The following is a 26,052-nucleotide window of genomic DNA, read 5'->3' on the forward strand; positions in this document are numbered from 1 at the left end:
AGGCCTGCCCGGCGCGAACCCCAGGATGACATGGCCGAGTCTTTGACCGTCGAATCTGCTGCGCCTTCCGCCTCGTCATCTGAGCGACCGGGTGCCATCATCCTTGCCCGGCATGGGGAGCCGGCCCTCAGCCGTCGTGTCTGGTTGAACGCCAAGGGCTATCGGCAGTTCTGGGCGACCTACGAAGTTCTCGGCCTGCTGCCCGGTCAGACGCCACCTGACGCCCTATGCGGGTTCGTCGCTGGGGCAGGGGTGGTCTATTCCTCTACCCGGCAACGGTCGATCGAGACCGCCATCGCCCTGACGCAGGGCCGGGATTTCGCCAGCGAAGCCTTGTTTGTTGAGGCGCCCCTGCCGCCGCCCAACCTGCCGGACTTCATCAAGATGCGTCCCTCTTACTGGGGGTTCCTGGCGAGGGTCTGCTGGTGGTTCTTCAATCATCATGAAGGTCAAGAAACCCGGCGTCAGGCTGAAGGGCGAGCTGAGGCCGCCGCAGATCGCCTCATCGCCGCAGCAGGGCAGGGGCAGGACGTTGTGGTCCTGGCTCACGGGTTCTTCAACTTCATGATGGGTCGGGCCCTGCGCCGCCGGGGATGGCGGATCGTGGTGAGCCAGGGGTATAAGTACTGGTCCATGCGGCGCTTCGAGCATCCATGACCACATGCCTCGGCTGGCCCGTTGCCGGAGCGGCCCCTGGTCTCTAGGTTGGCGGCTTCCCAGGGGAGCGCGATGGCCGAGACCGACGACATTCAAGCCCTGACCTTCGAGCAGGCCCTGGCCGAGCTGGAGGCCATCGTGGCCAAGCTGGAATCTGGCCAGGCTCCCCTTGATGATTCCATCCGGCTTTATGAGCGCGGTGCGCAGCTCAAGGACCATTGCGAGGCCCGGCTGGATGCCGCGCGTCTGCGAGTTGAGAAGATCGTCGTTGGCGCCCAGGGCGCTCCTGGCACCGAACCCGCCGAGTTCGGCTGATGGTGTCAGAGGTCGAGCGCCGTGTGGCCGAGGCCGCAGACCTGGTCACGGTCGCCCTCGATGAACTGTTGCCCAGGGCCGATGGTCCCGAGGCCCGGCTGACGGAGGCCATGCGCTACGCCGCGCTTGGGCCTGGCAAGCGGATGCGGCCCTATTTTGTCATCGAAACCGGCCGTATGTTCGAGATTGAAGCCCGTCCGTTGCTGCGGGCCGCCTGCGCCCTGGAATGCGTGCACGCCTACAGCCTGATCCACGATGACCTGCCCAGCATGGATGACGATGACCTGCGGCATGGGCGTCCGACCGTGCACAAGGCCTATGATGAGGCCACGGCTATCCTTGCCGGCGACGCCCTGCAGGCCTCGGCCTTCGAGATTCTGGCCCATCCCGACACCCACCCCGACCCGACAGTGCGCTCTGAGATGGTGCTGCGGCTCGCTGCGGCTGCGGGCGCCAAGGGCATGTGCGGCGGTCAGATGATAGACCTGCTGGGTGTCCGAGACGATCTGGGTGCCGTGGCGCGGATGCAGCGGATGAAGACCGGGGCCCTGATTGCCTGCGCCTTTGAGCTGCCCCTGATCATGGCCCATTCCGCCGATACCCGGCGGAATGCCCTGATGGCCTTTGCCCAGGATCTGGGGCTCGCCTACCAGATCGTCGATGATCTGCTGGACGCCGAAGGTGATCCGGCTCTGATGGGCAAGCGAGTCGGGAAGGACGCGGCCCGTGGTAAGGCCAACTATGTCACCCTGCTGGGCGCGAGCGCTGCACGCGAGCGGTTGAATCTGCTGGTCGACCAGACCAAATCACATCTTGATGCGTTCGGACCGCCGGCTGATTTCCTGCGGGCGAGCGTTGATTTCGTGTTACAGCGCCGCAACTAGCCGCCGCATCAGTTGTTTGCCAGTTCATGCCGCCGAAAACGCCCCTCCTCGATCAGGTTTCCGCGCCCGCCATCACGCGTGGCTTTACGGTTTCACAGCTGAAAACCTTGGCCGATGAACTGCGCCTCGAGACCATCGATGCGGTGTCGCAGACCGGCGGACATCTAGGCGCAGGTCTCGGTGTGGTCGAGCTCACCGTTGCCCTGCACCATGTCTATGAGACGCCAAGGGACATCCTGATCTGGGACGTGGGCCATCAGGCCTATCCCCATAAGATCCTCACCGGTCGGCGCGACCGCATCCGCACCCTGCGCCAGGGCGGCGGCCTGTCGGGCTTCACCAAGCGGGCCGAAAGCGAGTTTGACCCCTTTGGCGCCGCCCATGCCTCGACCTCGATTTCTGCGGCGCTGGGGTTCTGCGCGGCCCGGGACCATGCCGGCCGTGACAACCGCGTCGTGGCGGTGATCGGCGACGGCTCGATGAGCGCGGGCATGGCCTATGAGGCCATGAACAATGCGGCCGAAACCACCAAGCAGCTGACCGTCATCCTCAACGACAATGACATGTCCATCGCCCCGCCTGTGGGGGGGATGAGCGCCTATATGGCCCGACTTGTGTCCGGCGGCGGCTATCAGTCCCTGCGAAATCTCGGCAAGTCGGTCGCCAAGGCCTTTCCGCGGCCGATCCAAGAGGTGGCCCGCAAGGCCGAGGAATATGCCCGTGGCATGGTCACTGGCGGCACCCTGTTCGAAGAGCTGGGTTTCTACTATGTCGGCCCCATCGACGGCCACGACATGGAAGCCCTGGTGGCAGTTCTGAAGAACGCCCGCGACATCGTCGATCGCCCCGTCCTCGTTCACGTGGTGACCCAGAAGGGTAAGGGCTACGGTCCAGCCGAGAGCGCGGCCGACAAGCATCATGCGGTGGTCAAGTTCGACGTGGTCACGGGCCAGCAGGCCAAGGCCCAGGCCAAGGCGCCCAGCTACACCAAGGTGTTCGCCACCGAACTCATCAAGCAGGCGCATCTGGATCCGACCATCTGCGCCATCACGGCAGCCATGCCTTCGGGCACCGGTCTTGATCTGTTTGGCCAGGTCTTTCCGGATCGGACCTACGATGTGGGGATCGCCGAACAGCACGCGGTGACCTTCGCTGCCGGCCTGGCTGCTGACGGCATGAAGCCGTTCGCGGCGATCTATTCCACCTTCCTGCAGCGCGGCTACGACCAGGTGGTGCACGATGTGGCCATCCAGGGCCTGCCGGTGCGCTTCGCCATCGACCGGGCGGGCCTGGTGGGTGCCGACGGTCCGACCCATGCCGGCTCCTTCGATGTGGGCTTTATGGGCGCGCTGCCCGGCATGGTGCTGATGGCTGCTGCTGATGAGGCGGAGCTGGCCCACATGGTCGCCACCGCGGCAGCCATTGATGATCGCCCGAGCGCATTTCGCTATCCCCGGGGCGAAGGTACGGGCGTCGCGATCCCGGAACACGCCACGCCGCTGGAGATCGGCAAGGGGCGGATTGTGCGCGAAGGCACAGCGGTCGCCCTGCTGTCCTTTGGTACGCGCCTGCCGGAATGCCTGCGCGCCGCTGACATGCTGGGGGCTCGCGGGCTGTCGGCGACCGTGGCTGACGCCCGCTTCGCCAAGCCCCTGGACATCGATCTGGTGCTGCGTCTCGCCCGGGAACACGAGGCGTTGATCACCATCGAGGAAGGTGCCATGGGCGGCTTCGGTGCCTTTGTGCTGGAGGCCCTGGCCCGTCATGGTGCCCTGGACCGTGGCCTGAAGGTGCGGACATTGACCCTGCCAGACATCTTCCAGGATCATGACAAGCCTGAGATCATGTACGCCCAGGCCGGACTCGACGCCGAAGGCGTGGTCCGCGCCGCCCTGTCAGCCCTGGGTGCCGATGTGGTCGCTGCCGCAGGCCGGCGGGCCTAGTCTCTAAGTTACATCGCCTTTGGGTCGGAAGCCCGGGTGCGGGCCTGCGGACGCTGCCTTGATCAGCGGCAGTAGCGCAGGAAGCCCTGCACCGAGCGTCTCGGTGCCGGGACAGGGGTAACCCCGCCGCCAAGGGCGCTCAGACGGATTTCGCCGGTCAGCCGAAAAGATTCGGCCACGGGGGCGCGGTCGGCAAATTCTACCGTCACGATGGAGCCGCCGCCCGCAGGGTCGATATCGGCCTGGCCTGGGATCGTGGTCTGGACGTCTGCCGAGGCGATCGTCACGCTGACGGGCCAGGGGGCGGGGCGCCCGACATCGTCCAGCCAGCGGCCATTGCCATAGGTAGCGGCCAGTCGCCGGGGCACAGGAAACTGCGCGATCACCTGTCGGCTGTCCTTCACACAGCTGAGAACCAGCCCGCTGCGGTCCCCGGCTGACTCGTAGCGAAGTTCCGCAGGCTCCGGCGGGGCGCGATAGGTCCAGGGGGAGTCCTGGGCGACGGCGGGCAGGCCGAGGGCCAGGGACAAGAGGGCGAGGGAGATCGGGCGGATCATGGGGGGAGCTTAACCCCGCTCCCGTCCAGGCTCTAGTCAGTTCGCGCTTAAGCCGGTCGCCCACATTGACCAAAGAAGCCGCTCACCAGGGCCTGGTCCTCGCCCCGGGCCGAGGCTGGGATCCGGCGTCCCGAGGTTCGCACCAGGAGATCTCCCGTACGGGCAAAGCCATCCAGGGCCGGGGTGTCGGCGCGGGTTGTCTCGATGACCATGCCGACTCCCTGCACGGGAGTTGGGGCCGATGCGCCGGTCAGATCCAACCGGACCCGCCGGGAGACCAGCGCCACGGCCCCTGGCATCCCATCTGCTGTGGCCACGGCGATTTCCACCTGACCGGAATCCGGCTGGCAGCTCAGCATGACCAACACGTTGTCAGACCTGGGCTGGCCATAGACCAGCTTCAGCCCCTCAGCATGGGTGTGATTGAAGGCCCAGCTCATGGCGGCTGGCACTTCAGTCGCGGGGTGGGCGCAGGCAGAGGTGATGACGATGGCGGCCATAAGACCCAGGGCAGAGCCGATACGCATGGATGTCGCCTCCTATGCCAAGGACAACGTCGTCTGCTCGCCGGGGTTCAGCCCCTCAGGTCAGAAAGGTGAGAAGCTCTCCACCAGGGCCTGGCCAGCGGGCACCCGCTGGACCCGGCTGATGTCGCCCCGACCGCCATAGCTGATCCGCGCCTCGGCAATCTGGGTGTGGCTGATGGTGTTGGAAGAGGTGATGTCTTGGGGGCGGATGATGCCGGCCACAGACAGCTGCCGCAGTTCGCTGTTGGTGCGCACCTCCTGGGTGCCCTGGATCATCATATTGCCATTGGGCAGCACGGCGGTGACCACGGCGGCGACCACCAGATTGATCTTCTCAGCCCGGGAGACAGAGCCGGAGCCCGTGTTGTTGGAGGTGGAGTTGGTGGAGATGGCGTTGGCCGGATCAAAGCCGCCCGGCAGGATCCGACCCAGGCTGGACTCCAGCCCCAGGAAGTTGGGCACGCCTGCGGACATCGACCCGCTGCGATTGCTGCTGCTGGAATTGGAGGTCTGGGCCCGGTCGTCGATCTCGATCTGCACGGTGACGATGTCGCCGACCCGGTTGGCCCGCTGGTCCAGGAAGAAGGCCCGGGCCCCGGTGCGCCAGAGGGAATTGGCCGAGGCGGGCGTGGGCATGGGCTGATTGGCCGAGGTGAGGATCACCTGTTGCTGCGGCACCAGGGCGGCAGGATAGCGCACCGGCGTCAGATCGGGCCCAGCGACGGCCTGCTGCACGGTAGAGCAGGCGCTGAGCGGCAAGAGGGCGAGAACGGCGAGGGTGGCGAGGCGCATGGCGGTGGCTCTCTTCAACAGGATCAACGCAGGGCGTAGCGGGTGGCCGAGCTGGCCATGATCTGATCGGCGCTGGGGCCGACGGCGGCCTGGCCCGGTCCCGTGGCCACGGCCTGGATGGTGCGCTTGGAGGTCAGGTTCTGAGCGGCAAAGCTCTCGCCCTGGGCCGCACGGGTCATGGCCTTGGCCTTGACGCTGAGCACCATGCCCGCGGCCTCATAAGTCAGGGTGATGATATCGCCGGCGGCGATGACCTGCGGGGCGGTCACGTCCCGGGCTGAGACCACCGCACCGGCCCGCAGGGGCCGGCGGGCGGCAAGTCCGATAATCGCCTCAGCATCCAGCGCCGCATCGGCCGGCGCGACCGCTGCCTTGCCCCAGATCAGATCCTCAGGTGCCACGATGTCGCCTGTGGCCAGACTTCGAGCATAGGTCAGCACTTCCACATTGCCTGTCCGGGTCGCGACGGCCGAAGCGCTGGAGGCCTCCGCGCCGGTCCGGACGATGATGCGGCGAATGCCCTCGGCATTGGCCCAGTTCAGGCCCGCCCTCCGCGCCAGCTGTTGGACGGCACCAGCGTCCAGCACGACGCTGAGTCCTGGCTTGGCGGCGACCCGGACCGCAGAGGCTGAGCCCGCGCCATCGAACAGGTCGCCGAGGGTGACGATTCCATCGGCGTCGACGGTCTCGGCCTTCAAGGTCACGGGCAGGGCAGCCAGGGCCGGGGCGGCGGCTGTGGCGCTCAAGACAGCGCCGAGCAGGGCGGCAAGGGTAAAGGTGCGCAGGAGGCTCATCACTTCACCGCATTGGCGGCTTGCAGCATCTCGTCGGCGGCGGAGATGACCTTGGAGTTCATCTCATAGGCCCGCTGAGCAACGATCAGGGCCGTGATCTCGGTGACGGCGTCGACATTGGAGGCCTCCGTGTAGCCCTGCAGCAGATTGCCAAAGCCCAGGGCGCCGGGGGCGCCGACATTGGCCGGGCCGCTGGCGGCGGTTTCCATCAGCAGATTGTCGCCAATGGCGTTCAGGCCCGCCTCATTGACGAAACTGGCGAGTTCGATCTGACCGACCACTTCCGTCTCGGTCTGGCCAGCTCGGATCGCCTGCACCTGGCCGGTCTTGGACACCGCGACCGAAGTGGCGTCGCCTGGCACAGTGATCGCCGGCTGAATGGCATAGCCGTCCTCGGTGACCATCTGGCCGTCGGCGTTCAGCGACAGGTTGCCAGCCCGGGTATAGGCGGTCTCGCCCGACGGCAGCAGGACCTGGAAGAACCCGCGGCCCTCAATGGCGATGTCGTAGGGATTGCCGGTCTGGGTCGCCGCGCCCTGCTCGGTGATGCGATAGACCGAGCCGGCCTTCACGCCCCCGCCAATCTGCACTCCGGTGGGGACGATGGCCCCCTCTGCCGCCTGGGCACCGGCCCGTTCGACGGTGTGATAGAGCAGGTCCTGGAACTCGGCGCGCTGCTTCTTGAAGCCCACCGTGTTCATGTTGGCGATGTTGTTCGAGATGACCTCGACGTTCAGCTGCTGGGCGGACATGCCCGTCGCGGCGGTGCGAAGTGCCTGCATGGCGAAGACCTTCCCTACGGTGACTAGTTCGCCCGGCCCATGCGCTCGACAGCGCGACGGGACAGGTCGGAGGACGATTCCATCATCCGGGTGATGCTCTCATAGGCCCGGGTGACCTCGATCAGCCGGGTGATCTCCAGGATGGGTTTGACGTTGGAGTTTTCCAGCATGCCCTGGCGGACCCGCACGTCGGGGGCGGCCTGAGGCTGCTGGTTGGAGGTGTTGCTCAGCAGGTTGTCGCCCATCTTCTGAAGGACCGACAGGTCGTCGAAGCGCATGACCGCGATCCGACCCAGCAGGTTCTCCCCCTGGCTGATGGTGCCGTCCGGACCGATGGTCACCGCACCATTCTCAGGGTTGATGATGATCTCACCGCCGCCTTCGCCGGCGACGGGATCCCCAGCTTGGGTGGTGATCCGGCCGAGCTCATCCAGGGTGAAGCGGCCATCGCGGGTGTAGCGGGGCCCCTCATCGGTGGCGACCTCGAAGAAGCCGTCACCTTCGATGCCGACGTCCAGGTCCGACCCCGTGCTGAAGAGGCCGCCCTGGGTGAAGTCGCGGGCCACCCCCCCATCGAGAACGAACTTCACTGGACGCGGGGCGCCATCGTTCGAGGCGGGGGCACCGGGCTCGGTGCGCGCCAAAAGGGACTCGACCTTGAACCCCACCGTATTGGCGTTGGCCACATTGTTGGCGATCAGGTCCAGTTCGCGCCGCAGCACCATCTGGCGGGACAGTCCGACATAAACCGCATTGTCCATGTGCTTGCCTCCCTAAGGTGCGACAGGATTTCTCATCCTCGGCCTGCAAGCTTTGGGCCACCCAAAAATCTAAGCAAAAACAATATTTAAGAAGGTTAATTCCGACCCCCTGGCGAAAACTGCCGGGCAGGATCGACCGCCGTTAACGGGTGTAAAAACCTATCCTTAACTACCGCCGTCGCATGTGTGAGGGATAAGATTCTAAGGAGCCGCGCGCGTGGCGAAGTCCAAGGACAAAGAACCCCCTGTCGACGGTGAAGACGCCGCCGTCGAGGGTGAAGAGGGGACGGGCAAGAAAAAGCCGCCGCTCAAGCTGCTGATCATCGCTGGCGTCGGGGCCCTGGTCGTCCTGGGCGGCGGCGGTGGAGCAGCCTTCATGTTCCTGAGCCCCAAGCCGGCCGCAGAGGGTGCCGAGGCTGAAAAGGCCAAGGGCGAAAAAGAAGACAAGGAAAAGGACAAGGGCAAGGACAAAGAAAAGGGCAAGGACGGGGAGGGGGGCGAGAGCCCCGCCGTGGTCCGGGCCGGTCCTGATGGGGTCGTGTTCTACACGATGCCCGACATTGTCGTGAACATGCAGACCCCGGAAGGTAAGGCGACCTTCCTGAAGCTGCGCCTGACTCTGGAGCTTCCCGACGACGCCGTGGCTGCGGAGCTGGACCCCAACCTGCCCCGGCTGCAGGACATGTTCCAGACCTTCCTGCGCGAGCTGCGTCCCGAGGACCTGTCGGGCAGCCAGGGGAGCTACCAGCTGCGCATGGAGATCCTGCGCCGGGTCAATCTGGTCATTTCCCCGGCCAAGGTGAACGCCGTCCTGATCGAGGAGATGCTCATCAACTGAGCCGTCCTTGCGGCTTTCGGTTGAGCTTTCGCCATGGCAGACGACAACGACATGTCCGCAGACACCGGCCCCGATGCCTGGGCTGCTGGGGGAGAGTCTGACCCGTTTGCCGGGACAGAGCGGATCCTCAATCAGGACGAGATCGACAGTCTTCTTGGCTTTGATCTCTCTGATGATGAGGCCAATGAGCGGACCGGCATCCGCGCGATCATCAACTCGGCGTTGGTGTCCTATGAGCGGCTGCCGATGCTGGAGATCGTCTTTGACCGCCTTGTGCGGTTGATGACCACATCCCTGCGCAACTTCACGTCTGACAACGTCGAGGTCAGCCTCGACAACATTTCATCGATCCGTTTCGGGGACTACCTCAACTCGATCCCCCTGCCGGCCATTCTGGCGGTCTTCAAGGCCGAGCAGCTGGAAAACTACGGCCTGCTGACGGTCGATTCTAACCTGATCTATTCCATCGTCGATGTTCTGCTGGGCGGTCGTCGGGGGACGGCGGCCATGCGGATCGAGGGCCGCCCCTACACCACCATCGAGCGGGTGCTGGTCCAGCGCATGGTCGAGGTGGTGCTGGCCGACGCCCGCGCCGCCTTCGAGCCCCTGACGCCGGTCAATTTTGTCCTGGACCGGCTGGAGACCAATCCCCGGTTCGCCGCCATCGCCCGGCCGGCCAACGCCGCCATCCTGGTCAAGCTCCGCATCGACATGGAAGACCGGGGTGGCCGGATCGAGCTGCTGCTGCCCTATGCCACCCTGGAGCCCATCCGGAAGATGCTGCTTCAGCAGTTCATGGGTGAGAAGTTTGGCCGCGACAACATCTGGGAAGGCCACCTGGCCACTGAGCTCTGGACCACCCAGATGGAGGTCCGCTGCGTGCTTGATGAGCTGCAGATCCCCCTCCAGCGCCTTCTGAACCTGCAGGTCGGCGAGACCATCTTGCTCAACGCCACGCCGGAAAGTCCGGTGGAGCTGCGGGCCGGTGCCATTCCCTTGACCCATGGCCATATGGGCCGTCGCAACCACAACATCGCTGTCCGCGTCGAGGCTCCCCTCTCGCCGCAGGCCCGCAAAGCCGTGCAGAGGATCTGATGAGTCTGGTGGCGATCTCCATGAACCTGCTGCTGGCGGTTCTCCTGTCTGCGGCCCTGCTCATGGGCTGGCGGTTGAACCTTCGGCTGAAGGCCCTGCGCGACAGTCACGAAGGGTTTGCCCTAGCCGTGGCCGAGCTGGACGCTGCCGCCCGACGGGCCGAGCAGGGCCTGGCGGATCTGCGGGCCGCCACCGATGAGGCCGCTGACACCCTGGGTGACCGGGTCTCCGAGGCCCGTCAGTTAAGCACCCGGCTGGAGCGCCAGCTCCGTGACGCCCCGGACTTGGCGGACAATGACGCCGCCGAGCGCGCCGCCGAACGCCGCCTGGGCACCCTGCTATCTGGGGCCCATGAACTGCGGCCCCCCCGGCCGCGACTGGTGCCTGAGCGCGACGCCGCCCCGCCCTCCCGATCCCCCCGTCCGCTCTCGAAGATGGCGCGGGCCCTGGAAGAAGATCTGTTCGACACCCCTCAGGCGGAGACCGAGGGTTATCAGAGCCGAGGCCGCCGATGAAATCTGTCCCCCGGATCTTGCCGATCGTCGGCGTCGCCATTGGCGGCGTGCTGGTGGTCAACGCCCTGGCCGGTGCCCAGGGCCTCCCCGACCTGTTGTCGGGTGCCCGCGCCTTTGCCGAAGAAGCTGTCAGTGAAGGGGCTGCCAAGCCTGCAGTTGCCGAAGGCGAAGCTGCCGCCACCGGTGAGAGCGCCGACGCTGTGGCGAGCGCAAGCGTGCCAAACCCTGTGGCAGCCTGTGCGCCAACGGCGGCTGAACTGGCTCGGGAGGCGGGGCTGTCGCCGGCTGAGCTTCAGGTGCTCCAGAGCCTGGGCGAGCGGCGTGGCCAGCTTGATGCCCGGGAACAATCCTTTGAGACGCAGTTGGCCCTGATGGCGGCGGCCGAAGCCAAGCTGGACGCTAAGGTCGCGGCCCTCAATGGCCTGAAGACCGATATCGAAGGTCTGATGGGCGAGGCCGAAGTGCGCGAAAACGCCGAAGTGGCCCGTATGGTCAAGGTGTTCGAAGGTATGAAGCCTAAGGATTCCGCTGCGCGGATGACGGTACTGGACGACTCCGTGCGCCTGCCCATCGCCGCGGCGATGAAGGAGCGCGCGCTCTCGGCCATGTTGGCCGCCATGCCCCCTGAGGAAGCCAAGCGTCTGACTGAGAGCCTCGCCAGTCGCTTCGAGGCGGCCCGCGCCCTGGGTAAGGCCCTCGGCGCCACCGAGAACGCCGCAGCCCAGGCCGCCCCCCGCCCGGCAGCCCAGGCCGCTCCCCGTCCCGCCGCCCCGGCGGCCAAGGCCGGCGGCTGAGGCCATGACCCTGCGTCGGACCCTGCGCTCGGGCGTCGCGGCGGCCTGTATCCTGGCCACGGCGACCCCTGCTGGCGTGCTCGCCCAGAGCGCGCCACAGGCTCCTGCGCGACCGGCGGCTGACGCCCTCCAGGTGCGGGTGGCGCAGGCCAGGGGCTTCTCCCGCGTGGAGTTCCAATGGCGCGGCCCTGCGCGCATGACCAGCCGCAAGGCGGGTCAGGTTCTGACCCTGCGGTTCAGTCGGGACGCCAATCCTGACATTTCCAGGCTTAGGGTCTCCCCGCCCCGGGGGCTGAAGACCGCCGAGGCCCGTCGGGTAGGCGGTGTGCTCGAACTCGATCTGACCCTCGAGGAGGGCTATGAGGCCCGTCTGGGGCAGGCCGATGGCTCGGCCTTCGTCAACATCGCGCCCCTGCCAGAGGCACCGTCCGATAAGGCGGCCCCCACCACCCAGACCGCTGCAGCGGCACCCGTCCCCCTGGAGCCCCCGCCCAATCGTCCCAATCCCGTCCCCGCTGATGGGGTGGTCCGCCTCGATGCGCGCCTGGAAGGTGCCCAGGCGATGCTCCGCTTCCCTTGGGCGGCGCCGGCGGGCGCGGCGGTGTTCCGGCGCGGGGACGCCGTGTGGGTGGTGTTTGACGCCCCGGCCCGGCTGGATGTCTCCAAGGCGCCCCGTGGCCTGCGCCAGTTCTCCCGCATGGAGGCCTTTCGCGGACCCGACTTCGCCGCCGTGCGGATCGCCAGTCCCCAGGGGACGCCGGTGTTCGCCGTCAGCGAGGGCAACAGCTGGATCATCGCGCTGGGGGCCGGTGCTCAGCCTCAGCCCGCCGTCGTCAATGTGCGGCGTGATGAGTCTGGCGGGCCTGCCAGCCTGACCGCAGCGGTCTCTGGGGTCACCCGCATCGTGCGGATTGCCGACCCCATGGTCGGCGACACCCTCACCGTGGCCACGGCCCTGGGCCCCGCCAAGGGCCTGCCGTCCCGGCGGGAATTCGTGCAGATGGCTCTGCTTCCATCGGCCCAGGGCCTGGCGATGGAGTCCTTTGCTGACGACATCACTTTCACCCGTGACGGGGATCTGGTGGCGATTGGCCGGCCTGCGGGTCTGGCCCTTTCATCTCCGACGGTGGCCGCGCGCCGTAATGAAGTGCCGGTGGGTGCCCCCATGCCCGCGGGCCGACCCGCCCTGGTGGACTATGACAACTGGCCCAAAACGGGGTCTGACGGGTTCATGGCCCGTTATAATGCCCTGGTCACGGCCGCGGCCGAGGAAGGCCTCGATGGCCAGAACACCAAGGTCGCCGCCCGGATGGCCCTGGCCCGGTTCCTGGTGGGGACCGAGCTCGCCTTCGAAGCCATTGGCGTCCTGAACGACGCTGCGCGGCAGAATCCCTCCCTGCTGGGGGACGCAGAGTTCCGGGGCCTGAGGGGCATCTCGCGGGTCATGGCGCGGCGCTACAAGGAAGCCAGCGCCGACTTCTCGTCGCCGGCCCTGAGCAATGATCCGGCTGCTGCCCTGTGGCGCGCCTATCTGGCGGCGCAGACGGCCCAGTGGCCTGAAACCCGCAAGGAGTTCGCCGCTGGCGCTGCGGCGCTGAACCAGTTTCCCGCCGTCTGGCGGCAGAGGTTCGCCCGGGCTGACGCCAAGGCCGCCCTTGAAACCGGAGACCTTGAGGGCGCAAACACCCGTATCCGCATGGCCCTGGCTGAAGACACCAACGCCCTGGAGGAACTGGCCGTCCGCCTGCTTCAGGCCGAGCTTGCGGAAAAGCGCGGCGAGACCGGTCGCGCACTCCGGATCTATCAGGCGGTTGCGACCGCACCGGTGGACTATCTGGCGGCACCGGCGCTTTTGCACGCCACGCGAATTCGCTTCGAGGAAGGCGACATCACGCCGATCCAGGCTACGGCGGCCTATGACAGTCTTCGCTTCCGCTGGCGCGGCGATGCGACGGAATTGGCCACCATACGCGCCCTTGGCCGGCTCTATCTGAGCCAGGGTCGCTATCGTGAAGCCTTGGAAGCCCTGCGGTCTGCGGGCCAAAGGCTGCCGGATCTGCCGGAGGCCCTGGGGCTGCAGGCGGATCTCAGTACCGCCTTCCGGGGCCTGTTCCTCGAGGGCCTGGCCGATGGTCTTGAGCCGGTCCAGGCCCTGGCCCTGTTCTTCGACTTCAAGGACCTCACCCCCATGGGGGCCGACGGGGACATGATGGTCCGTCGCCTGGTCCGTCGTCTGGTGGATGTGGACCTGCTGAACCAGGCGGCCGATCTTTTGGCCTATCAGGTGGACAACCGTCTGGACGGCGTTCCCCGCGCGCAGGTGGCCACCGATCTCGCCCTCATCTACCTGATGGATCGCCGGGCTGAGCAGGCCCTGGTGACCATCAATGGCACGCGCTCCACCATCCTGCCCCGGCAGTTGAACGCCGAGCGGCGGTTGATCGAGGCTCGCGCCCTGTCAGACCTTGGCCGGCTCGACCACGCCCTTGAGGTGCTCGAGCGGGACGAGACGCCGGAAGCCCGTGACCTGCGTGCCGAGATCGTCTGGCGCAAGAAGGACTGGCCCCAGGCGGGCCAATTGTTCGAGGCCTCGCTGGGCGATCGCTGGCGGACCGAAACGCCCCTGAGCGCCGAAGACGAGGGCAAGCTGTTGCGGGCTGGCGTGGCTTTCAGCCTGGCCGGGGATGACGCCGCGCTGCTGCGCCTGGAACAGCGCTACAGCGGCTTCCTCGACAATGCCCGCAATCCCGAAGCCCTTCGCGTGGCCTTGACCGGCATGGCGTCTGGTCCTGTGGGGGTCGGGGAGTTCGGTCGCCTCGCCGCCGACAACGAGGCGTTCGCGGGTTGGGTGGCCAAGATGAAGAACCGGTTCCGGTCCGCCGCTGCCGCAGCGCCAGCCCCAGGCGCCAGTCCGGCCTAACTCTTAGCGCCCTCAAGAGGCCGAGCGGACCTCCATTCGTGCCTCCCAGCTCTCGATGGCACCCACCAGGGCGCAACTTCGATAGAGCCGGATGAAGTTCATGCGGTTCGGACCAGCCGACTTGGCAAAGTCATCAATGACAGCGCTGGGAATGATGTATCCGTGCTCCCCAGTATAACAGACCCCCCGCTCGGTCAGATCACGCAGCCGTCTCCTGGTTGTCTCGAAGGGGATTCCTGATGCCCGTGAAAGGGTCGCTATGCTGACCGGCACGCGGCGCTCGTCATCGATGAACGATACGGATTGCTCGATACCCGGGGTAGATTTGCGTTGATCGCCAAGATGCATTGTATTCAATTGCTGTAACTGCATCAGCAACAACAGGTTGAGGTAATCTCCACCAATGAATTTGAATTCTGCGAGCATACGCAGGGAGAAGGACAGCATCAACCTCGATACCGCCCTGTAGGGATGCTGTGCCGGCCGCAGCGCCGGGGGTGGCAAAGGGTCACCCGTGAAGTAATTGATGCTGACCAGGCGCCAATAGGTCCGCTCTGTGAGATCATCCGACGCCTGGACCGCAGCCTTGCCGTGTGAGGTGAGGAAGTATTGCTCCGGGACGACTATGCCCGAGGGCTCGGTGGTGAACACCCCAAGCCCCTTCAATCTGTTGACCCTGCGTCTTACGGTTTCGAACCGCAGATCCATGCTGTCGGCCAACCGGCTGATGCTTATTGGGCGGCGGCTGGCGTCAGGCACGGTCCGATCTAAGGCGCTATACTCTAGTTGGTTCTCCAGACTGGAGGTCGCAGGCTCCAAATTGGCCTGGGTTACGGTCGCCACCAGCAGGGCGTCTATGGGGTCCAGTGAGGGGTGCCGCCCTTTCCAGGTCTCAAGCAGAGTATCCCGGGCAATCACGAGCGCCGACGCCTGCATTTCGGCATTGCTCATGTCATTATTCATGTCGGTATGCTCGCTAACGACGAGTTGACATTGTCACCCATGAGCTAGGAGACCGCAATAGTACATACGAAATAGAAGGGTTTCCTCAGCTTTGCCTCGACGGTTGAGGGATGAGGCTGGACCAATTCTATGATTAGGAATGGCGCTCGCGCTTGACCCGCCCACCTTCGCCCCGCCGTGCTTTTTGTGCAGGGAGCTCCACGCCGCTGCCGCATCGGCCCAAGCCGCTAAGCCGCTAAGCCGCTAAGCCGCTAAGCCGCTAAGCCGCTAAGCCGCTGGGGCTGACGGCCCTCAGGAGGCTGTGCGGACCTCCATCCGCGCTTCCCAGCTGTCGATGGCGCCCACCAAGGCGCAGTTCCGATAAAGCCGGGTGAGGTTCATGCGGTTGATGGGCGAGATCACCAGTCCAAGCGCCTGAATGTTATCGGCCGGGACGATGTAGCCGCCGTCCACCAGCCGACAGACCCCCCGCTCCGCCAAGTCAGCCAGCCGCCTGCGGGTGGTCTCGAAAGGCACGCCCGATTCCCGCGAGAGGGCGGCGATGGTGACGGGCAACCGGCGAGGGTCTGCGATGGTCGGAAGGTCGTCGTCCGGTTCCCACTTGCGCACATCGCCCAGATTGACGGTGTTCATCTGGTTGAGCTGCATCACCAGCAAGAGGTTGATGTAGTCCCCGCCAATGGCGCGCATCTCGCCGCCCATGCGCAGTGCGTAGTTCATGAACAGGCGAGCTACCGCTCGGTAGGGGTGCTGTTCGGGTTTGTGTGCCGGACGAGGCAGGGGCGTGCTGTTGAAGTAATGCAGATTGACCAGGCGCCAGTAGGTCCGCTCGGCCAGGTCGTCGATGGCCAGCACGATTGCGGCGTTCGCAGGGGTCATAAAGTAGGATTCCGGCACCAGGATGCCGGTGGGCTCGGTGACAAATACCCCCATATCCTTCAGGCGATTGACCCGGCGGCGCACCGTTTCAAAACGCAGGTCCATGCTGTCGGCCAGCCGGCTGATGCTGACCGGTCGGCGGACCTCGTCAGGCGGCGGCCGCTCCATGGCGCTGTGTTCAACCTGATCATCGAGGCTGGAGGTCGCTGGATCCACGTTGGCCTGGATCACGGTCGCCACCAGAAGGGCGTCCATGGGGTCCAAGGCGGCGGCCCGTCCGTGCCAGATTTCCAGCAGGGCATCTCGGGTGATCAAGAGTGCCGAGGCCTGCCTTTCGGCATTCAGCGTGTCTTCATTCATGTCAGTATGCCCGTGGGGGGTCGGGTCGTGTGTTGACACTGTCTGCCATGCCCAATGCAATCGCAATAGCTTGAAGGATTTGACGCGAACTTCTTGCTGCCGGTCTCGCCTGTCGAGGGGTGGCCATCATGCCCTCTAAAGACAGGTATGCTGCTTGAGGTTGGCCTCGTAACCCATGGCTGCACGCCGATGGGTCAAGCCGGGGGCGTCTGATCTGGCGAACATGACTCGACGCAATTGTCCGGGCGTCGGGCACCCTGTCCGTAGATGGTGGATTGCGCGTCATAGTGAGACACTACCTTAAATGTCCTAAGAGAGCCCTTCTGACCTCAGCTGCCCGCCAGGGTCGTGTGACTGGGCCGGAGCCGGGCAACGGACTGCCCGTCGCGGCAGGCGTCAGATGCAAGGCCAAGGACTGAAACTATCCTTTGACCTCCCCTGGCCCGCCATGGCTTCGTCCCCCTCAAAGAGATGCCGATAAGGGGGAGAGCCGGGCATGGCGCAGTTCGGAAGCTATCAGAACGAGATCTATCAGGGCGGTCTGCGCGGAGTGCTGCCGGGGGTGCCGGTGGACTATGCGACCCTGGTCAAGCGGGCCACCGCGTCCATGCCGGGCCATGTGCTGAACTATGTCCAGGGGGGATGCGGCGACGAGTTCACCCAGGACCAGAACGCGCTGGCTTTCCATCACTGGGGCATGGTTCCGCGGATGATGGTCGAGACCAGCGTGCGGGATCTATCCGCCAATCTGTTTGGTCACACCTATCACTCGCCCCTGTTCATGGCCCCCATCGGCGTGACGGCCATGTGCAGCCAGGACCAGCATGGGGACATCGCCGCTGCCCAGGCCTCGGCCATGACCGGGGTGCCCATGGTGGTCTCCACCCTAGGCAATGACACGATGGAGGATGTGGCCCCGCACCTAGGCGCCACGCCCGGCTTCTTCCAGCTCTATACCCCGCGCAACAAGGACCTGGCCGAGAGCCTGATCCGCCGGGCCGAGGCTGCTGGCTATCGGGGTCTGATTGTCACCCTGGACACCTGGGTCACCGGCTTCCGTCCCCGGGACCTGAACGCCGGCAATTTCCCGCAGCTGCGCGGCCATGTGCTGAAGAACTACACGGCTGATCCCGTGTTCCGGAAGCTGCTGGGCAAGGACCCGGCCGATGCCCCTGCCGAAGCCATCGGGCTGTGGGGCGCGCTGTTTGGCCGGCCCATGCTGTGGGAGGACATCGCCTGGCTGAAGTCGGTGACCAAGATGCCGATCATCCTGAAGGGGATCTGCCACCCCGAGGATGCCCGCAAGGCCGTCGATATGGGCGCTGACGGGATCTACTGCTCCAACCACGGAGGCCGGCAGGCCAATGGCGGCATTGCCGCGATCGACATGCTGCCCGACGTGGTCAAGGCCAGCGGCGAGGTGCCGGTGTGGTTCGACTCCGGCATCCGCTCAGGCTCTGACGTGGTCAAGGCCCTGGCCATGGGCGCAGCCGCGGTCGGCGTCGGTCGCCCCTTCGTCTACGGCCTGGCCCTGGACGGTGCCGCCGGCGCCGCCCACGTCCTGAAATGCATCCTGGCCGAAGCCGACCTGTTCATGGCCGTCAACGGAATGCCCACCCTGGCTGATCTGAGGCGTGAGGGTGTGCGGCGGCTCTGAGCGCCGCACACTTCACGGCCTATTCTGTATAGAGGGCCCGAAGGCGCTGGATGCCGGCTGAGTCGACGCCGAGTTCAGCGGCCAGATAGCCCTCGACGCCCCCATAGCGACGGTCAATTTCAGCGAAGAAAGCCTCGATATAGGGACGCTCGACGCCGCCCAGCACTTCCAGCACCTCTGGCGGCACACCGGCCATGGGGCCTGTGTCAGCGCTCATCTTGTGGTGCTGGTTGGACAGCAGGAAGTCCTCGATCACGGTCTCCCGGTCCACGCCCAGGGCCGACAGGATGAGCGCAGTCTGCACACCCGTCCGGTCCTTGCCCGCAGAGCAGTGGTAGAGCACCGCGCCGTTGTCACCGGCCAGCAGCTCCGCGAAGATGGCGCTGAACTGAGACTTATGGCTGTCGACCACGGCAGGATAGAAGGCGGTCATCGCGGCCCGGGCCTTCTCAGCCGAGGGACCATCGGCAAACACAGCCATGAAGCCCGAGATATCGAGTTCGTAGTCGAGGCTGACGAGGGTCGCGCCCGTCTCCGGCCAGCGGGTCGGCTGGTCGCGGCGCTCGCCCACTGAGCGGAGGTCGTAGACATAGTCGATGCCCAGGGCCTCGATCTTGGCCATATCTTCCAGGGTGAGGCCTGACAGGGCCGCGGAACGATAGATCTTGCCCCAACGCACGAACCGGCCGTCGGCCGTTTGGTAGCCGCCCACATCGCGGAAGTTCATGGCACCGGCCAGGGGCACCAGTCGCTCAGCCAGGCGGTAACGGGTCCCATCCGGTGCTTGCAGGATAAAATAGTGCCGGGCCGACGGGGATGCGGGGCTCAGGCTGTGGCGGCCATCCCCATCGGAAGACGAGACCAAGGTCATCTGCTCCAGTGTGGCTGAAGAATTCTGGCTCATGAAGACATCGACCGCCGCGCCGGTGGTCTCCGTCCAGGTCAGGGCGACCTCCCCTTGGGGGGTTCTTTGCGCCTGGGCGTTAACGATAGCGGCTTGAGCCGAGCCGGCGAAGAGCCAAAGCGCGGCGATCAGGGCGGTGCGGCGGGCGGTCGATGCGGTCATGTGTCGTCTCCAGATCAGTAGGTGAAGCGGACGCCGGCCATCCAGCGTGAGCCGATCTGCTCGACTTCACTGGGGAATGCCTCGGACCCCTCATAGGCAACGTAGACTTCGTCCGTGAGGTTGTTGGCGTCGAGGAAGACCGTGAACTGCTGGTTGACGGCATAGCGCAGGGAAAGATCGAGGCTCTCGGTCGCCGCCCGGAACTCGCCTGCGCCGAAGCCGCCAAGCGTGTCCTGCCAGTCATCGCGCCACTGATAGCTCAGCCGGGCCGACAGGCCGTACTTCTCGTAGAAGACCGAGGTGTTGAGGATGCGCTCGGATGTGCCCGGGAAGCTCTCCGTCGTCCCCTGCTGGGTTTCGAAGTCGCCCTTCAGGAAGGTCAGGTTGCCCTGGAAACCCAGGCCGCCCCAGGCGCCGGGCAGGAAGTCAAACTGCTGCAGGTAGGCCAGCTCCAGACCGTAGAGCTTGCCGTTCCCGCCGTTCAGAGTGGTGGTGTAGTTGTAGCCGGTGCGGTCGATGCCGCCCCCGTCAAAGCGGTCGTCGGTGACCGGAGAGGTGGTCTCGTAAAGGACATTGTCCACGGCCCGATAGAAGGCGCTGACCGAGGCCAGACCCGAGCCCGAGAGGTAACGCTCATAGGCTGCATCGAAGCCGATCGTGCGTTCCGGCTCCAGCGTCGGATTGCCGCCGGTGACGCTGCGGCTCAGGTCGATGATCGAGGCACCAGCCCGAACGGTACCGAACGAGGGGCGGGCGATGCCGGTCGACAGGGCCGCTCGCAGAACGGTGTCGTCGTCCAGATCGTATTTCACGTTGATGCTGGGGAACACGGCGGTGTCCTCAGAGTCGAACGCGACTGGCGTGGTCGTGGTCCCGGCGGTCAGGAAGCCGTCGATGGACTGGTCGAACCGCTCAACCCTGACGCCGGCCACGATCTGCGCGGCACCGACGTCCCACTTGGCTGAGCCGTAGGCGGCCAGGAGCTTTTCTTCGATGGCATAGCGGTTGGCCGGGGCATTGTTCCGCGCCGGATCATAGAGGCCGGCGGTTTGCAGGCGGTCCAACAGGGCCATCAGGTCCTGCCGCATGGCCTTGTTGTCGATGTAATTCACACCAAACCCGCTGGGGAACCCGGTGATCCAGGGGGTGGTGGTCATATAGTTTGCGGCACTGAAGGTCGCGCCGATGCGCGGCAGCAGGGCCGGGAGCACCAGAGTGTTCGACGTGGCGAAGGTTGCGCCGGCGACAGTCCGGTCATCGTAGGCAATCCCAAGCCTGACGGTCACTGGCGTGTTGCCGAACATGGCCTCACGGGTGGCGTCCAGCTTGTAGACATAGGCTTCCGAAGTAACTGCCACATCGATCGGGATGGCGATGTTCACCGGGAAAACCGTCTGGTCGAGCGCGGTGAGGCTCGCCCCTCGGGCGAAGGTCCCCGCCGTGGCACCCGGCACAGTGCGCGCCAGGGAGATGGTCGGCAGCTGGGGATCGCTGCGATCATAGGTCAAGGAGGCGCGCTGCAAGGGCGAGCCCTGCTGCGCGAGGATCAGCGGCAGATCGGTGGAGTTCTCGGTCTCGGTGTAATTGAAGCGCCACTCCAGGTCCCAGGCGTCCAGCCTGTGGTCGCCGCCGAGGGTGTTTACCCAGTTGGAGTTGGCGTAGTAGCCGTCATTGAAGGTGCCGCGATAGGGGACCCCCACAAGGTTGCCGCCAGACAGGCTGCGGGTTCCGCTCAGGGCCGAGCTGATCTGGAAAACGTAGTGGTCGCGCTGCTCGTTGTCCTTGAACTCAGTGAAGAGGCTCTTGAAGAACAGCTTGTGGTCGTCGTTAGGCCGGAATTCCAGGCCGAACATGCCACCATTGCTCTCCCGCACCAGGCGGTAGTTGCGGTAGTCCAGGATGGTCGGGCCCGCCGCGTCATAGGCGAACTCGCGGTTGTCGGTGATCTGCTCGCGGCTGTAGTGGGAGCCAGCCAGGATGACGCCGAACTGGTCGCCAGACCATGAGGCGCGCACCGCGTACTGCTCCTGGGCACCGCCGCCGAGGGTCATTTCGCCGCGGCCTACATCCCCTGACAAGGCAAAGCCCTGGGCGTCGAACGGCGAGAAGGTGCGCAGATTGACCCGCGCCACCACGGCTTCGGCTGAAAGGTCGGGGGTCAGGGACTTGTTGACCTCAAGCGCGCTCAGGATGACGGCTGGCACCGCGTCAAAGCGGAAAGCCCGCTGACCGCCGCTTTCGTCAACGCCGATGGCGTTGATCCCGTCGATAGACACGCTGGTCCAGCGGTTTGGGGCACCGCGCACCTGGATGTAGCGCTCCTGGCCCTGGTCGCGCTGAACGGCGACCGAGGGGATGCGCGAAAGCGCTGCGGCGGAGTTCTGGTCAGGGAACTGGCCCACGGTGTCAGCGGCGATCACGCTGACCAGGTTTTCAGCGTTACGCTGCTCGACGATCGCAGCGCGCTGGCTGCCCACGATGGAGCCGGTCACCACCAGTTCCTGGACCTGCGCCTCCTGAGCCTGCGCCAGGCCGCCCCAGAGTACGACGCCGCCTACGAGGGTCGACGCCAGAAGGATTTGTTTGCGAGTCACGAGATTGCCCCACCCGATGAAATGTGTCGGGGCCATAACAGTCCGAACAGTTGTACAGCTTGACGCTTCGATGAAACTTTCGCGAAGTCTCCATAACAATGTTGAAAAACATAGGAAAAAATAGGATCGGAGCTTCCGACAGAATTTCTGTATCACCCAGATCGTACAATCGTACAGATAGTAGCGATCGCGGCTGCGCACGTTATGATCCAGGCAATGCCGATCATTGCCCCCTCGTCCGCCGTTCGCGATCGCCTGATTGGGGCCGCCACGGACCTGATCGCCCGCCATGGGCCGCGCAGCGTGACGGCCAGATCCCTGGCCGAGCTCAGCGGACAGAGCGCTTCGGCGGTCAACTATCACTTCGGTGGTCGTGAGGGCTTGCTCGCCGCCACCTTTGAGGCCGCCGTAGCTGAGGTCGGCACCTGGCGGTCCGGCTGGTCGCTCACCCTTCAGGCTGCGCCGCCACCGGAAGCCTTTCCGGGCTGGTTCCTGGCGATCACCCTGGACCGGCTGGCCTCCCGTCCCATGTTCCTGGTCCTCCGGGAGCTTCGCCACCATGCCGCGCGAACACCCACCTATCGGGATCTGGCCCGACGGGAGGCTACTGAGGCCGATCAGTTCTGGGTTGATGCCCTGGTCAGATTTGGTCTGCCGGAGGCCGCCGCAGGTGCCTGCTCTGACTTCACGGAGTCCATACTTGGCATTCATGGCGGCAGTCCCGACCATCCAGATCAGAACGTTTGGCTTGCTGAGACCACAAAGCGGTTCTGCGCCAGGGTAGCGGGGAATCGTGGCCCGGCGCCGGGCTGGGACGGCTGGCGAAAGTTTGCTCGAACCCGACGGGGGCCTAGCCTGCTGAGCGAAGTGGCTGCCCCCAGCGCGGTTCGCATCGCCACCTCTGCGGCCGAACTGCTAGGTCGGGAGGGTATGGAGGCGCTGACCCATCGGGCTGTCGCTGCCGAGGTGGGCCTCTCCCTGGCAGCGGTGAGCGGTTACTTCCCCTCGAAGAGCAGCCTGGTTCGTGGGGCGTTTGATCGCCTGATCAGCACCATTTCTGCGGTGCGAGGCGAGATCGTCCCTGAGCAGGAAGATCCGCAGCCCATCAGTCACGTGGCCGGTACAACTGCCGAGACGTTGTTCGATGCGAAAGGCACCGCCGCCCCATGGCTCCTGGCCTTTGACGAGATGTTGACCGCGGCGATCCGAGATCCTGATCTGCGCCGCGATGCTGAAGACCTCCGAGCGTCTCGGGGGGAGAACTCAGCGGGTCTTCTGGCGCGGGTCAAACACGGGAGTGACCCGGTGGATGGGCTTGACGCCCATATCCTCTCGATCGTTACCACGGGGGCTATGCGCTCGGCCTATGCCCAGGACCTGGAGGATCGCCGGCCCTGGCTGACCGCGCGGATCGCCATCCTGATCGAGGTTCTGTTCGGTAATGCGGCTTGAGCGCCGCTACCCCCCGCCCGTCCCGCGCTGGAAGCTCTCCAGCAGGCTGCCGGCCACCAGGCGCCAGCCGTCCACCAGGACGAAGAAGATCAGCTTGAAGGGCAGGGAGACCACCACCGGGGGCAGCATCATCATACCCATGCTCATCAGGACGCTGGCCACCACCAGGTCGATGACCAGGAACGGCACGAACAGCAGGAAGCCGATCTCAAAGGCGGTCTTCAGCTCAGAGATCATGAAGGCCGGGATGACGACCCGCAGGGGCAGGTCTGCGACATCGGCCGGTCGCTCGATTTCCGAGAGCCGGACAAACAGGGCCAGGTCCTCCTGGTCCACCTGGGACAGCATGAAGGTCTTTACCGGCGTGGCTGCGGCGTCGAAAGCCTGCGGCAGCTCCATCTCCTGATCCATTAAGGGCCGGATCCCGTCGGCATAGGCCTGCTCAAAGGTCGGGGCCATGATGATGGCGCTGAGGAACAGGGCCAGGCTGATGATCACCGCATTGGGCGGGCTCTGCTGCAGGCCAAGGGCGGTGCGCAGCAGGGACAGCACGACCACGATCCGCACAAAGGAGGTGGTCATGATCACGATGGACGGGGCCAGCGACAGGACGGTGAGCAGGCCCACCAGCTGGACCACCCGTTCGGTGAGGCCCGCCCCTGTGCCGAGGTCGATGTTCAGGGCCTGGGCCTGGGCGACGGTCGGGCCGATGACGGTGATCAGGCTGACCAGGGCCGCGAGCCCTGCGGCGCGGCGCCAGTCGGCGGCGGAGAGGGCGGAAAAGGCGCGAAGGATCGAGCGCATCAGGCGGCGGCCTTGGGCTTGCGGGCTTTGCGGGGGGCAGGGGGCGAAACGTTCAGGGGTGCTGAAGACGGGGCCTGTGGCAGGGCGGGCGCTGCGTCCAGCACCTGACCTTCGCCCAGCAGCAGGAGCCGCTCCTGACCATCGCAGGCGACGATCACCAGACGGCGGGTGGGGTCCAGCACCAGGGTTTCCACCACCGCCAGCCGGCGTGCGGCGTGAGCAGGGGCCAGCCGCGCCATCGCCTCGGGCCCAAACCGGCGCAGGGCCACGCCGGCCAGGCCGATCAGGCCGATGGTGATGGCCAAAGCGAAAACCGCCCGGGCGAAATTGGCGAGATCCATAGGGCGCGCACCTGTCCGGCGAACAGGCGCCGGTCTTTGGCCCCGATTTGCCTCAGACACTCTTAAGGAGCGATTAACCCTGTTTATTCACCATGTTGGTATGAACCTGGCTGAAATCCCCCTGTTCTCGATGCTGCGTGGCCGCATGGGCCATCTGGGCGAGCGTCAGCGGCTGATCGCTCAGAACGTCGCCAATTCCGAAACCCCGGGCTATCAGCCCCAGGACCTGAAAGCCTACACCTTCCAGGCCCAGGTGCGGGGGGTGCAGATGGCTCAGGCCAGCGCGCCGACCCGCACCCAGGCGACGCATCTGAGCGGCACGGTCAATCGCACCGCGGCGGCCTCGACCTTCAAGACCATCCGCACAAAGGACTCCGAGACCACCATGGATGGCAATTCCGTGGTGCTGCAGGAGGAGATGATGAAGATGTCGGAGGCGCGCATGGCCTATGACGCCGCGGTCGGGTTTTACCAGAAGTCCCTGAACATGCTGCGCACCGCAGCCCGTCCCCCCGGGCGCTGACCGTCGGAGGCTGAACCATGGCAGAGATCAAGTCGACCCAAGGCGCCGCCCAGGCCATTGCGGCGACGGCCCTACGCGCCCAGCAGGCGCGGATGCGGGTCATCGCCGAGAATATGGCCAACGCCAATTCCACCTCGCAACAGGCCGGCGGCGACCCCTACCGCCGGCAGGTTCCGGTCTTCGAACCCAGCCGCATCGATGCCGGCCAAGGGGTGCGCATGGCCAGGGTCCAGCCCGACCAGAGCGCCTTTCGCACCGAGTATGAACCGGGCCATCCCTCGGCCGATGCCCAGGGCTATGTAAAGTTGCCCAACGTCAACACCCTGGTGGAGGCGATGGACATGCGCGAGGCCCAGCGGGCCTACGAGGCCAATCTCAATGTGATCGAGACCGCGCGCGCCATGGAGATGCGCGTCCTTGATCTGCTCAAGCGCTAGGGAGCCCTAGGCCATGATGACGCCCCTTGCCGCCGCAAAGGCCTATGCCGCCACCCAAGGGGCGGCCTTGCCGTCCATTGGCGGCAGCGCAGCTGCTGGCGGCGCAGACTTCGGCACCATGCTGAAGGATGTGATGGAGGGCGCGGTGCAGACCTCACGCACCGCCGAGACCCAGATGGCCGCCCACGTCCAGGGCAAGGCCCAACTCGTCGACGTGGTCACGGCCATTTCGGCGGCCGAGGCCAGCCTGGAAACCGTGATGGCGGTCCGCGACCAGGTGATTTCCGCCTATCAGGAAATCATGCGGATGCCGATCTGAGCCCACGCGCTCTGACGCATTGGTGCACTTGAGCCCTGGCCTGAGCCTCAGCGCTGGTTGTCGGAGCTTGGGGGCGGGGCCAGGAGGCGCAAGCCCTCTGGCGTAATGTCCCAGCCCTGGCGGCTACGCACCGCAAGGCCCAGCTCCACCAGAGCCTGGGCGTCGCGGATGTTGAGAAAGGGCGCCTCACCGCCGGCGGACTTCTTGCGGCTGAGGTTTTGCAGCGCGTGCAGCTGGCCTTCGGTCAGGTCCGACATGGGCGATCTCAGCGCGTGCTGCGACGGTCGTTCAGCTGCGGCTTGGGTGCCTGTTGGGAGTTGCTGGCCGGCGCCGTGGAGCGGGGATCGGTCAGGTCCCGGCGGGCGGGGGCCTGCAGGCGCGACTCGTAGATTTTCATGGATCAGCGGCCTTTCGGGCCTGGGCCAGCGGAAGGTTCCGCAGGGCGACAACCAACACCTTAGCACGGCTGGGTCGCAGTGTCGG

At 65.6% G+C, this 26,052-nt stretch carries 28 protein-coding genes; 14 read left to right on the plus strand and 14 right to left on the minus strand.

The window, feature by feature from the left end; genetic code table 11:
- Positions 1-30 precede the first annotated feature (30 nt).
- The 4 genes from MH112_RS12345 to dxs all read left to right on the plus strand — a co-directional run bounded on the left by MH112_RS12345 (position 31) and on the right by dxs (position 3,799).
- Complete coding sequence (locus MH112_RS12345; protein WP_296568199.1) at positions 31-657, plus strand: phosphoglycerate mutase family protein; 627 nt, start codon at positions 31-33, stop codon at positions 655-657.
- 72 nt (positions 658-729) lie between these two features.
- Positions 730-972: an exodeoxyribonuclease VII small subunit gene (locus MH112_RS12350; RefSeq protein ID WP_296568201.1), complete on the plus strand. Its 243-nt coding sequence runs from the start codon at positions 730-732 to the stop codon at positions 970-972.
- A 2-nt stretch (positions 973-974) separates the two neighbouring features.
- On the plus strand, positions 975-1,856 hold the full coding sequence (locus MH112_RS12355; RefSeq protein ID WP_296568304.1) for a polyprenyl synthetase family protein: 882 nt from the start codon (positions 975-977) through the stop codon (positions 1,854-1,856).
- A gap of 26 nt (positions 1,857-1,882) precedes the next feature.
- The gene (gene dxs, locus MH112_RS12360; RefSeq protein ID WP_296568202.1) at positions 1,883-3,799 is read left to right on the plus strand and encodes a 1-deoxy-D-xylulose-5-phosphate synthase; all 1,917 of its coding nucleotides are present in this window, start codon (positions 1,883-1,885) and stop codon (positions 3,797-3,799) included.
- Positions 3,800-3,861: 62 nt separating this feature from the next.
- Here dxs and MH112_RS12365 read toward each other — a convergent pair whose 3' ends face one another.
- Genes MH112_RS12365 through flgF form a run of 6 tightly spaced genes read right to left on the minus strand, consistent with a single transcriptional unit; the run spans position 3,862 to position 8,012 of the window.
- On the minus strand, positions 3,862-4,356 hold the full coding sequence (locus MH112_RS12365; RefSeq protein WP_296568203.1) for a hypothetical protein: 495 nt from the start codon (positions 4,354-4,356) through the stop codon (positions 3,862-3,864).
- A gap of 47 nt (positions 4,357-4,403) precedes the next feature.
- Positions 4,404-4,883: a hypothetical protein gene (locus MH112_RS12370; RefSeq protein ID WP_296568204.1), complete on the minus strand. Its 480-nt coding sequence runs from the start codon at positions 4,881-4,883 to the stop codon at positions 4,404-4,406.
- Between the two features lie 60 nt (positions 4,884-4,943).
- Entirely contained in the window at positions 4,944-5,675 is a 732-nt protein-coding gene (gene flgH, locus MH112_RS12375; RefSeq protein WP_296568205.1) for a flagellar basal body L-ring protein FlgH, read from the minus strand.
- A gap of 23 nt (positions 5,676-5,698) precedes the next feature.
- Positions 5,699-6,469, minus strand: a complete 771-nt coding sequence (gene flgA, locus MH112_RS12380; RefSeq protein WP_296568206.1) for a flagellar basal body P-ring formation chaperone FlgA — start codon at positions 6,467-6,469, stop codon at positions 5,699-5,701.
- On the minus strand, positions 6,469-7,251 hold the full coding sequence (gene flgG / locus MH112_RS12385; protein ID WP_296568207.1) for a flagellar basal-body rod protein FlgG: 783 nt from the start codon (positions 7,249-7,251) through the stop codon (positions 6,469-6,471). The genes flgA and flgG overlap by 1 nt, the downstream gene beginning before the upstream one ends.
- A 23-nt stretch (positions 7,252-7,274) precedes the next feature.
- Positions 7,275-8,012 (minus strand): flagellar basal-body rod protein FlgF, encoded by a 738-nt coding sequence (gene flgF / locus MH112_RS12390; RefSeq protein ID WP_296568208.1) that lies wholly within the window; start codon positions 8,010-8,012, stop codon positions 7,275-7,277.
- Positions 8,013-8,229: 217 nt separating this feature from the next.
- Between flgF and MH112_RS12395 the strand changes: the two genes are divergently transcribed.
- From MH112_RS12395 to MH112_RS12415, 5 genes are read left to right on the plus strand one after another with little or no spacing between them, the layout of a single operon-like run.
- On the plus strand, positions 8,230-8,850 hold the full coding sequence (locus MH112_RS12395; RefSeq protein WP_296568209.1) for a flagellar basal body-associated FliL family protein: 621 nt from the start codon (positions 8,230-8,232) through the stop codon (positions 8,848-8,850).
- Between the two features lie 33 nt (positions 8,851-8,883).
- Positions 8,884-9,945: a flagellar motor switch protein FliM gene (fliM, locus tag MH112_RS12400; protein ID WP_365787185.1), complete on the plus strand. Its 1,062-nt coding sequence runs from the start codon at positions 8,884-8,886 to the stop codon at positions 9,943-9,945.
- Complete coding sequence (locus MH112_RS12405) at positions 9,945-10,460, plus strand: DUF6468 domain-containing protein (RefSeq protein ID WP_296568210.1); 516 nt, start codon at positions 9,945-9,947, stop codon at positions 10,458-10,460. Before fliM ends, MH112_RS12405 begins: the two co-directional genes overlap by 1 nt.
- Positions 10,457-11,254 carry a MotE family protein gene (locus MH112_RS12410; protein WP_296568211.1) on the plus strand — a complete coding sequence of 266 codons (798 nt, stop codon included), beginning with the start codon at positions 10,457-10,459 and terminating at the stop codon, positions 11,252-11,254. The genes MH112_RS12405 and MH112_RS12410 overlap by 4 nt, the downstream gene beginning before the upstream one ends.
- A 4-nt stretch (positions 11,255-11,258) precedes the next feature.
- Entirely contained in the window at positions 11,259-14,174 is a 2,916-nt protein-coding gene (locus MH112_RS12415; protein WP_296568212.1) for an endoglucanase, read from the plus strand.
- 12 nt (positions 14,175-14,186) lie between these two features.
- Here MH112_RS12415 and MH112_RS12420 read toward each other — a convergent pair whose 3' ends face one another.
- The gene (locus MH112_RS12420) at positions 14,187-15,125 is read right to left on the minus strand and encodes a hypothetical protein (protein ID WP_296568213.1); all 939 of its coding nucleotides are present in this window, start codon (positions 15,123-15,125) and stop codon (positions 14,187-14,189) included.
- A gap of 303 nt (positions 15,126-15,428) precedes the next feature.
- On the minus strand, positions 15,429-16,376 hold the full coding sequence (locus tag MH112_RS12425; protein ID WP_296568214.1) for a hypothetical protein: 948 nt from the start codon (positions 16,374-16,376) through the stop codon (positions 15,429-15,431).
- 496 nt (positions 16,377-16,872) lie between these two features.
- Between MH112_RS12425 and MH112_RS12430 the strand changes: the two genes are divergently transcribed.
- Positions 16,873-18,033 (plus strand): alpha-hydroxy-acid oxidizing protein, encoded by a 1,161-nt coding sequence (locus MH112_RS12430; protein ID WP_296568215.1) that lies wholly within the window; start codon positions 16,873-16,875, stop codon positions 18,031-18,033.
- 19 nt (positions 18,034-18,052) lie between these two features.
- Here the strand turns inward: MH112_RS12430 and MH112_RS12435 are convergent, their stop codons facing one another.
- Complete coding sequence (locus MH112_RS12435) at positions 18,053-19,099, minus strand: tyrosine-protein phosphatase (protein ID WP_296568216.1); 1,047 nt, start codon at positions 19,097-19,099, stop codon at positions 18,053-18,055.
- A 14-nt stretch (positions 19,100-19,113) separates the two neighbouring features.
- Complete coding sequence (locus MH112_RS12440; RefSeq protein ID WP_296568218.1) at positions 19,114-21,693, minus strand: TonB-dependent receptor; 2,580 nt, start codon at positions 21,691-21,693, stop codon at positions 19,114-19,116.
- 216 nt (positions 21,694-21,909) lie between these two features.
- Between MH112_RS12440 and MH112_RS12445 the strand changes: the two genes are divergently transcribed.
- Positions 21,910-23,145, plus strand: coding sequence for a TetR family transcriptional regulator (locus tag MH112_RS12445; protein ID WP_296568219.1), 1,236 nt, complete (start codon positions 21,910-21,912; stop codon positions 23,143-23,145).
- A gap of 6 nt (positions 23,146-23,151) precedes the next feature.
- Here MH112_RS12445 and fliP read toward each other — a convergent pair whose 3' ends face one another.
- Positions 23,152-23,949, minus strand: coding sequence for a flagellar type III secretion system pore protein FliP (gene fliP, locus MH112_RS12450; protein ID WP_296568220.1), 798 nt, complete (start codon positions 23,947-23,949; stop codon positions 23,152-23,154).
- Positions 23,949-24,290: a flagellar biosynthetic protein FliO gene (locus MH112_RS12455; protein ID WP_296568221.1), complete on the minus strand. Its 342-nt coding sequence runs from the start codon at positions 24,288-24,290 to the stop codon at positions 23,949-23,951. The genes fliP and MH112_RS12455 overlap by 1 nt, the downstream gene beginning before the upstream one ends.
- A gap of 100 nt (positions 24,291-24,390) precedes the next feature.
- Between MH112_RS12455 and flgB the strand changes: the two genes are divergently transcribed.
- The 3 genes from flgB to MH112_RS12470 are packed head-to-tail and all read left to right on the plus strand — an operon-like array spanning position 24,391 to position 25,569.
- On the plus strand, positions 24,391-24,813 hold the full coding sequence (gene flgB / locus MH112_RS12460; protein ID WP_296568222.1) for a flagellar basal body rod protein FlgB: 423 nt from the start codon (positions 24,391-24,393) through the stop codon (positions 24,811-24,813).
- Between the two features lie 17 nt (positions 24,814-24,830).
- Positions 24,831-25,250, plus strand: a complete 420-nt coding sequence (gene flgC / locus MH112_RS12465; RefSeq protein WP_296568223.1) for a flagellar basal body rod protein FlgC — start codon at positions 24,831-24,833, stop codon at positions 25,248-25,250.
- Between the two features lie 13 nt (positions 25,251-25,263).
- Positions 25,264-25,569 carry a flagellar hook-basal body complex protein FliE gene (locus tag MH112_RS12470; RefSeq protein WP_296568225.1) on the plus strand — a complete coding sequence of 102 codons (306 nt, stop codon included), beginning with the start codon at positions 25,264-25,266 and terminating at the stop codon, positions 25,567-25,569.
- A gap of 47 nt (positions 25,570-25,616) precedes the next feature.
- On the opposite strand, the gene MH112_RS12475 is transcribed toward MH112_RS12470, so the two are convergent.
- On the minus strand, positions 25,617-25,826 hold the full coding sequence (locus MH112_RS12475; protein ID WP_296568226.1) for a hypothetical protein: 210 nt from the start codon (positions 25,824-25,826) through the stop codon (positions 25,617-25,619).
- Positions 25,827-25,834: 8 nt separating this feature from the next.
- Entirely contained in the window at positions 25,835-25,966 is a 132-nt protein-coding gene (locus tag MH112_RS12480; protein WP_296568227.1) for a hypothetical protein, read from the minus strand.
- Positions 25,967-26,052: the final 86 nt, after the last annotated feature.

Source organism: Phenylobacterium sp., assembly GCF_022402485.1.
In the GTDB taxonomy this organism is placed as follows: Bacteria; Pseudomonadota; Alphaproteobacteria; order Caulobacterales; family Caulobacteraceae; genus Phenylobacterium.

Bases quoted from the DNA above. Each gene is read 5' to 3' on its own strand.
- MH112_RS12345 (WP_296568199.1), top strand. From the start codon at position 31: ATGGCCGAGTCTTTGACCGTCGAATCTGCTGCGCCTTCCGCCTCGTCA.
- MH112_RS12350 (WP_296568201.1), top strand. From the start codon at position 730: ATGGCCGAGACCGACGACATTCAAGCCCTGACCTTCGAGCAGGCCCTG.
- dxs (WP_296568202.1), top strand. From the start codon at position 1,883: ATGCCGCCGAAAACGCCCCTCCTCGATCAGGTTTCCGCGCCCGCCATC.
- MH112_RS12365 (WP_296568203.1), bottom strand. From the start codon at position 4,356: ATGATCCGCCCGATCTCCCTCGCCCTCTTGTCCCTGGCCCTCGGCCTG.
- MH112_RS12370 (WP_296568204.1), bottom strand. From the start codon at position 4,883: ATGCGTATCGGCTCTGCCCTGGGTCTTATGGCCGCCATCGTCATCACC.
- flgH (WP_296568205.1), bottom strand. From the start codon at position 5,675: ATGCGCCTCGCCACCCTCGCCGTTCTCGCCCTCTTGCCGCTCAGCGCC.
- flgA (WP_296568206.1), bottom strand. From the start codon at position 6,469: ATGAGCCTCCTGCGCACCTTTACCCTTGCCGCCCTGCTCGGCGCTGTC.
- flgG (WP_296568207.1), bottom strand. From the start codon at position 7,251: ATGCAGGCACTTCGCACCGCCGCGACGGGCATGTCCGCCCAGCAGCTG.
- flgF (WP_296568208.1), bottom strand. From the start codon at position 8,012: ATGGACAATGCGGTTTATGTCGGACTGTCCCGCCAGATGGTGCTGCGG.
- fliM (WP_365787185.1), top strand. From the start codon at position 8,884: ATGGCAGACGACAACGACATGTCCGCAGACACCGGCCCCGATGCCTGG.
- MH112_RS12405 (WP_296568210.1), top strand. From the start codon at position 9,945: ATGAGTCTGGTGGCGATCTCCATGAACCTGCTGCTGGCGGTTCTCCTG.
- MH112_RS12410 (WP_296568211.1), top strand. From the start codon at position 10,457: ATGAAATCTGTCCCCCGGATCTTGCCGATCGTCGGCGTCGCCATTGGC.
- MH112_RS12415 (WP_296568212.1), top strand. From the start codon at position 11,259: ATGACCCTGCGTCGGACCCTGCGCTCGGGCGTCGCGGCGGCCTGTATC.
- MH112_RS12420 (WP_296568213.1), bottom strand. From the start codon at position 15,125: ATGAGCAATGCCGAAATGCAGGCGTCGGCGCTCGTGATTGCCCGGGAT.
- MH112_RS12425 (WP_296568214.1), bottom strand. From the start codon at position 16,376: ATGAATGAAGACACGCTGAATGCCGAAAGGCAGGCCTCGGCACTCTTG.
- MH112_RS12430 (WP_296568215.1), top strand. From the start codon at position 16,873: ATGGCGCAGTTCGGAAGCTATCAGAACGAGATCTATCAGGGCGGTCTG.
- MH112_RS12435 (WP_296568216.1), bottom strand. From the start codon at position 19,099: ATGACCGCATCGACCGCCCGCCGCACCGCCCTGATCGCCGCGCTTTGG.
- MH112_RS12445 (WP_296568219.1), top strand. From the start codon at position 21,910: ATGCCGATCATTGCCCCCTCGTCCGCCGTTCGCGATCGCCTGATTGGG.
- fliP (WP_296568220.1), bottom strand. From the start codon at position 23,949: ATGCGCTCGATCCTTCGCGCCTTTTCCGCCCTCTCCGCCGCCGACTGG.
- MH112_RS12455 (WP_296568221.1), bottom strand. From the start codon at position 24,290: ATGGATCTCGCCAATTTCGCCCGGGCGGTTTTCGCTTTGGCCATCACC.
- flgB (WP_296568222.1), top strand. From the start codon at position 24,391: ATGAACCTGGCTGAAATCCCCCTGTTCTCGATGCTGCGTGGCCGCATG.
- flgC (WP_296568223.1), top strand. From the start codon at position 24,831: ATGGCAGAGATCAAGTCGACCCAAGGCGCCGCCCAGGCCATTGCGGCG.
- MH112_RS12470 (WP_296568225.1), top strand. From the start codon at position 25,264: ATGATGACGCCCCTTGCCGCCGCAAAGGCCTATGCCGCCACCCAAGGG.
- MH112_RS12475 (WP_296568226.1), bottom strand. From the start codon at position 25,826: ATGTCGGACCTGACCGAAGGCCAGCTGCACGCGCTGCAAAACCTCAGC.
- MH112_RS12480 (WP_296568227.1), bottom strand. From the start codon at position 25,966: ATGAAAATCTACGAGTCGCGCCTGCAGGCCCCCGCCCGCCGGGACCTG.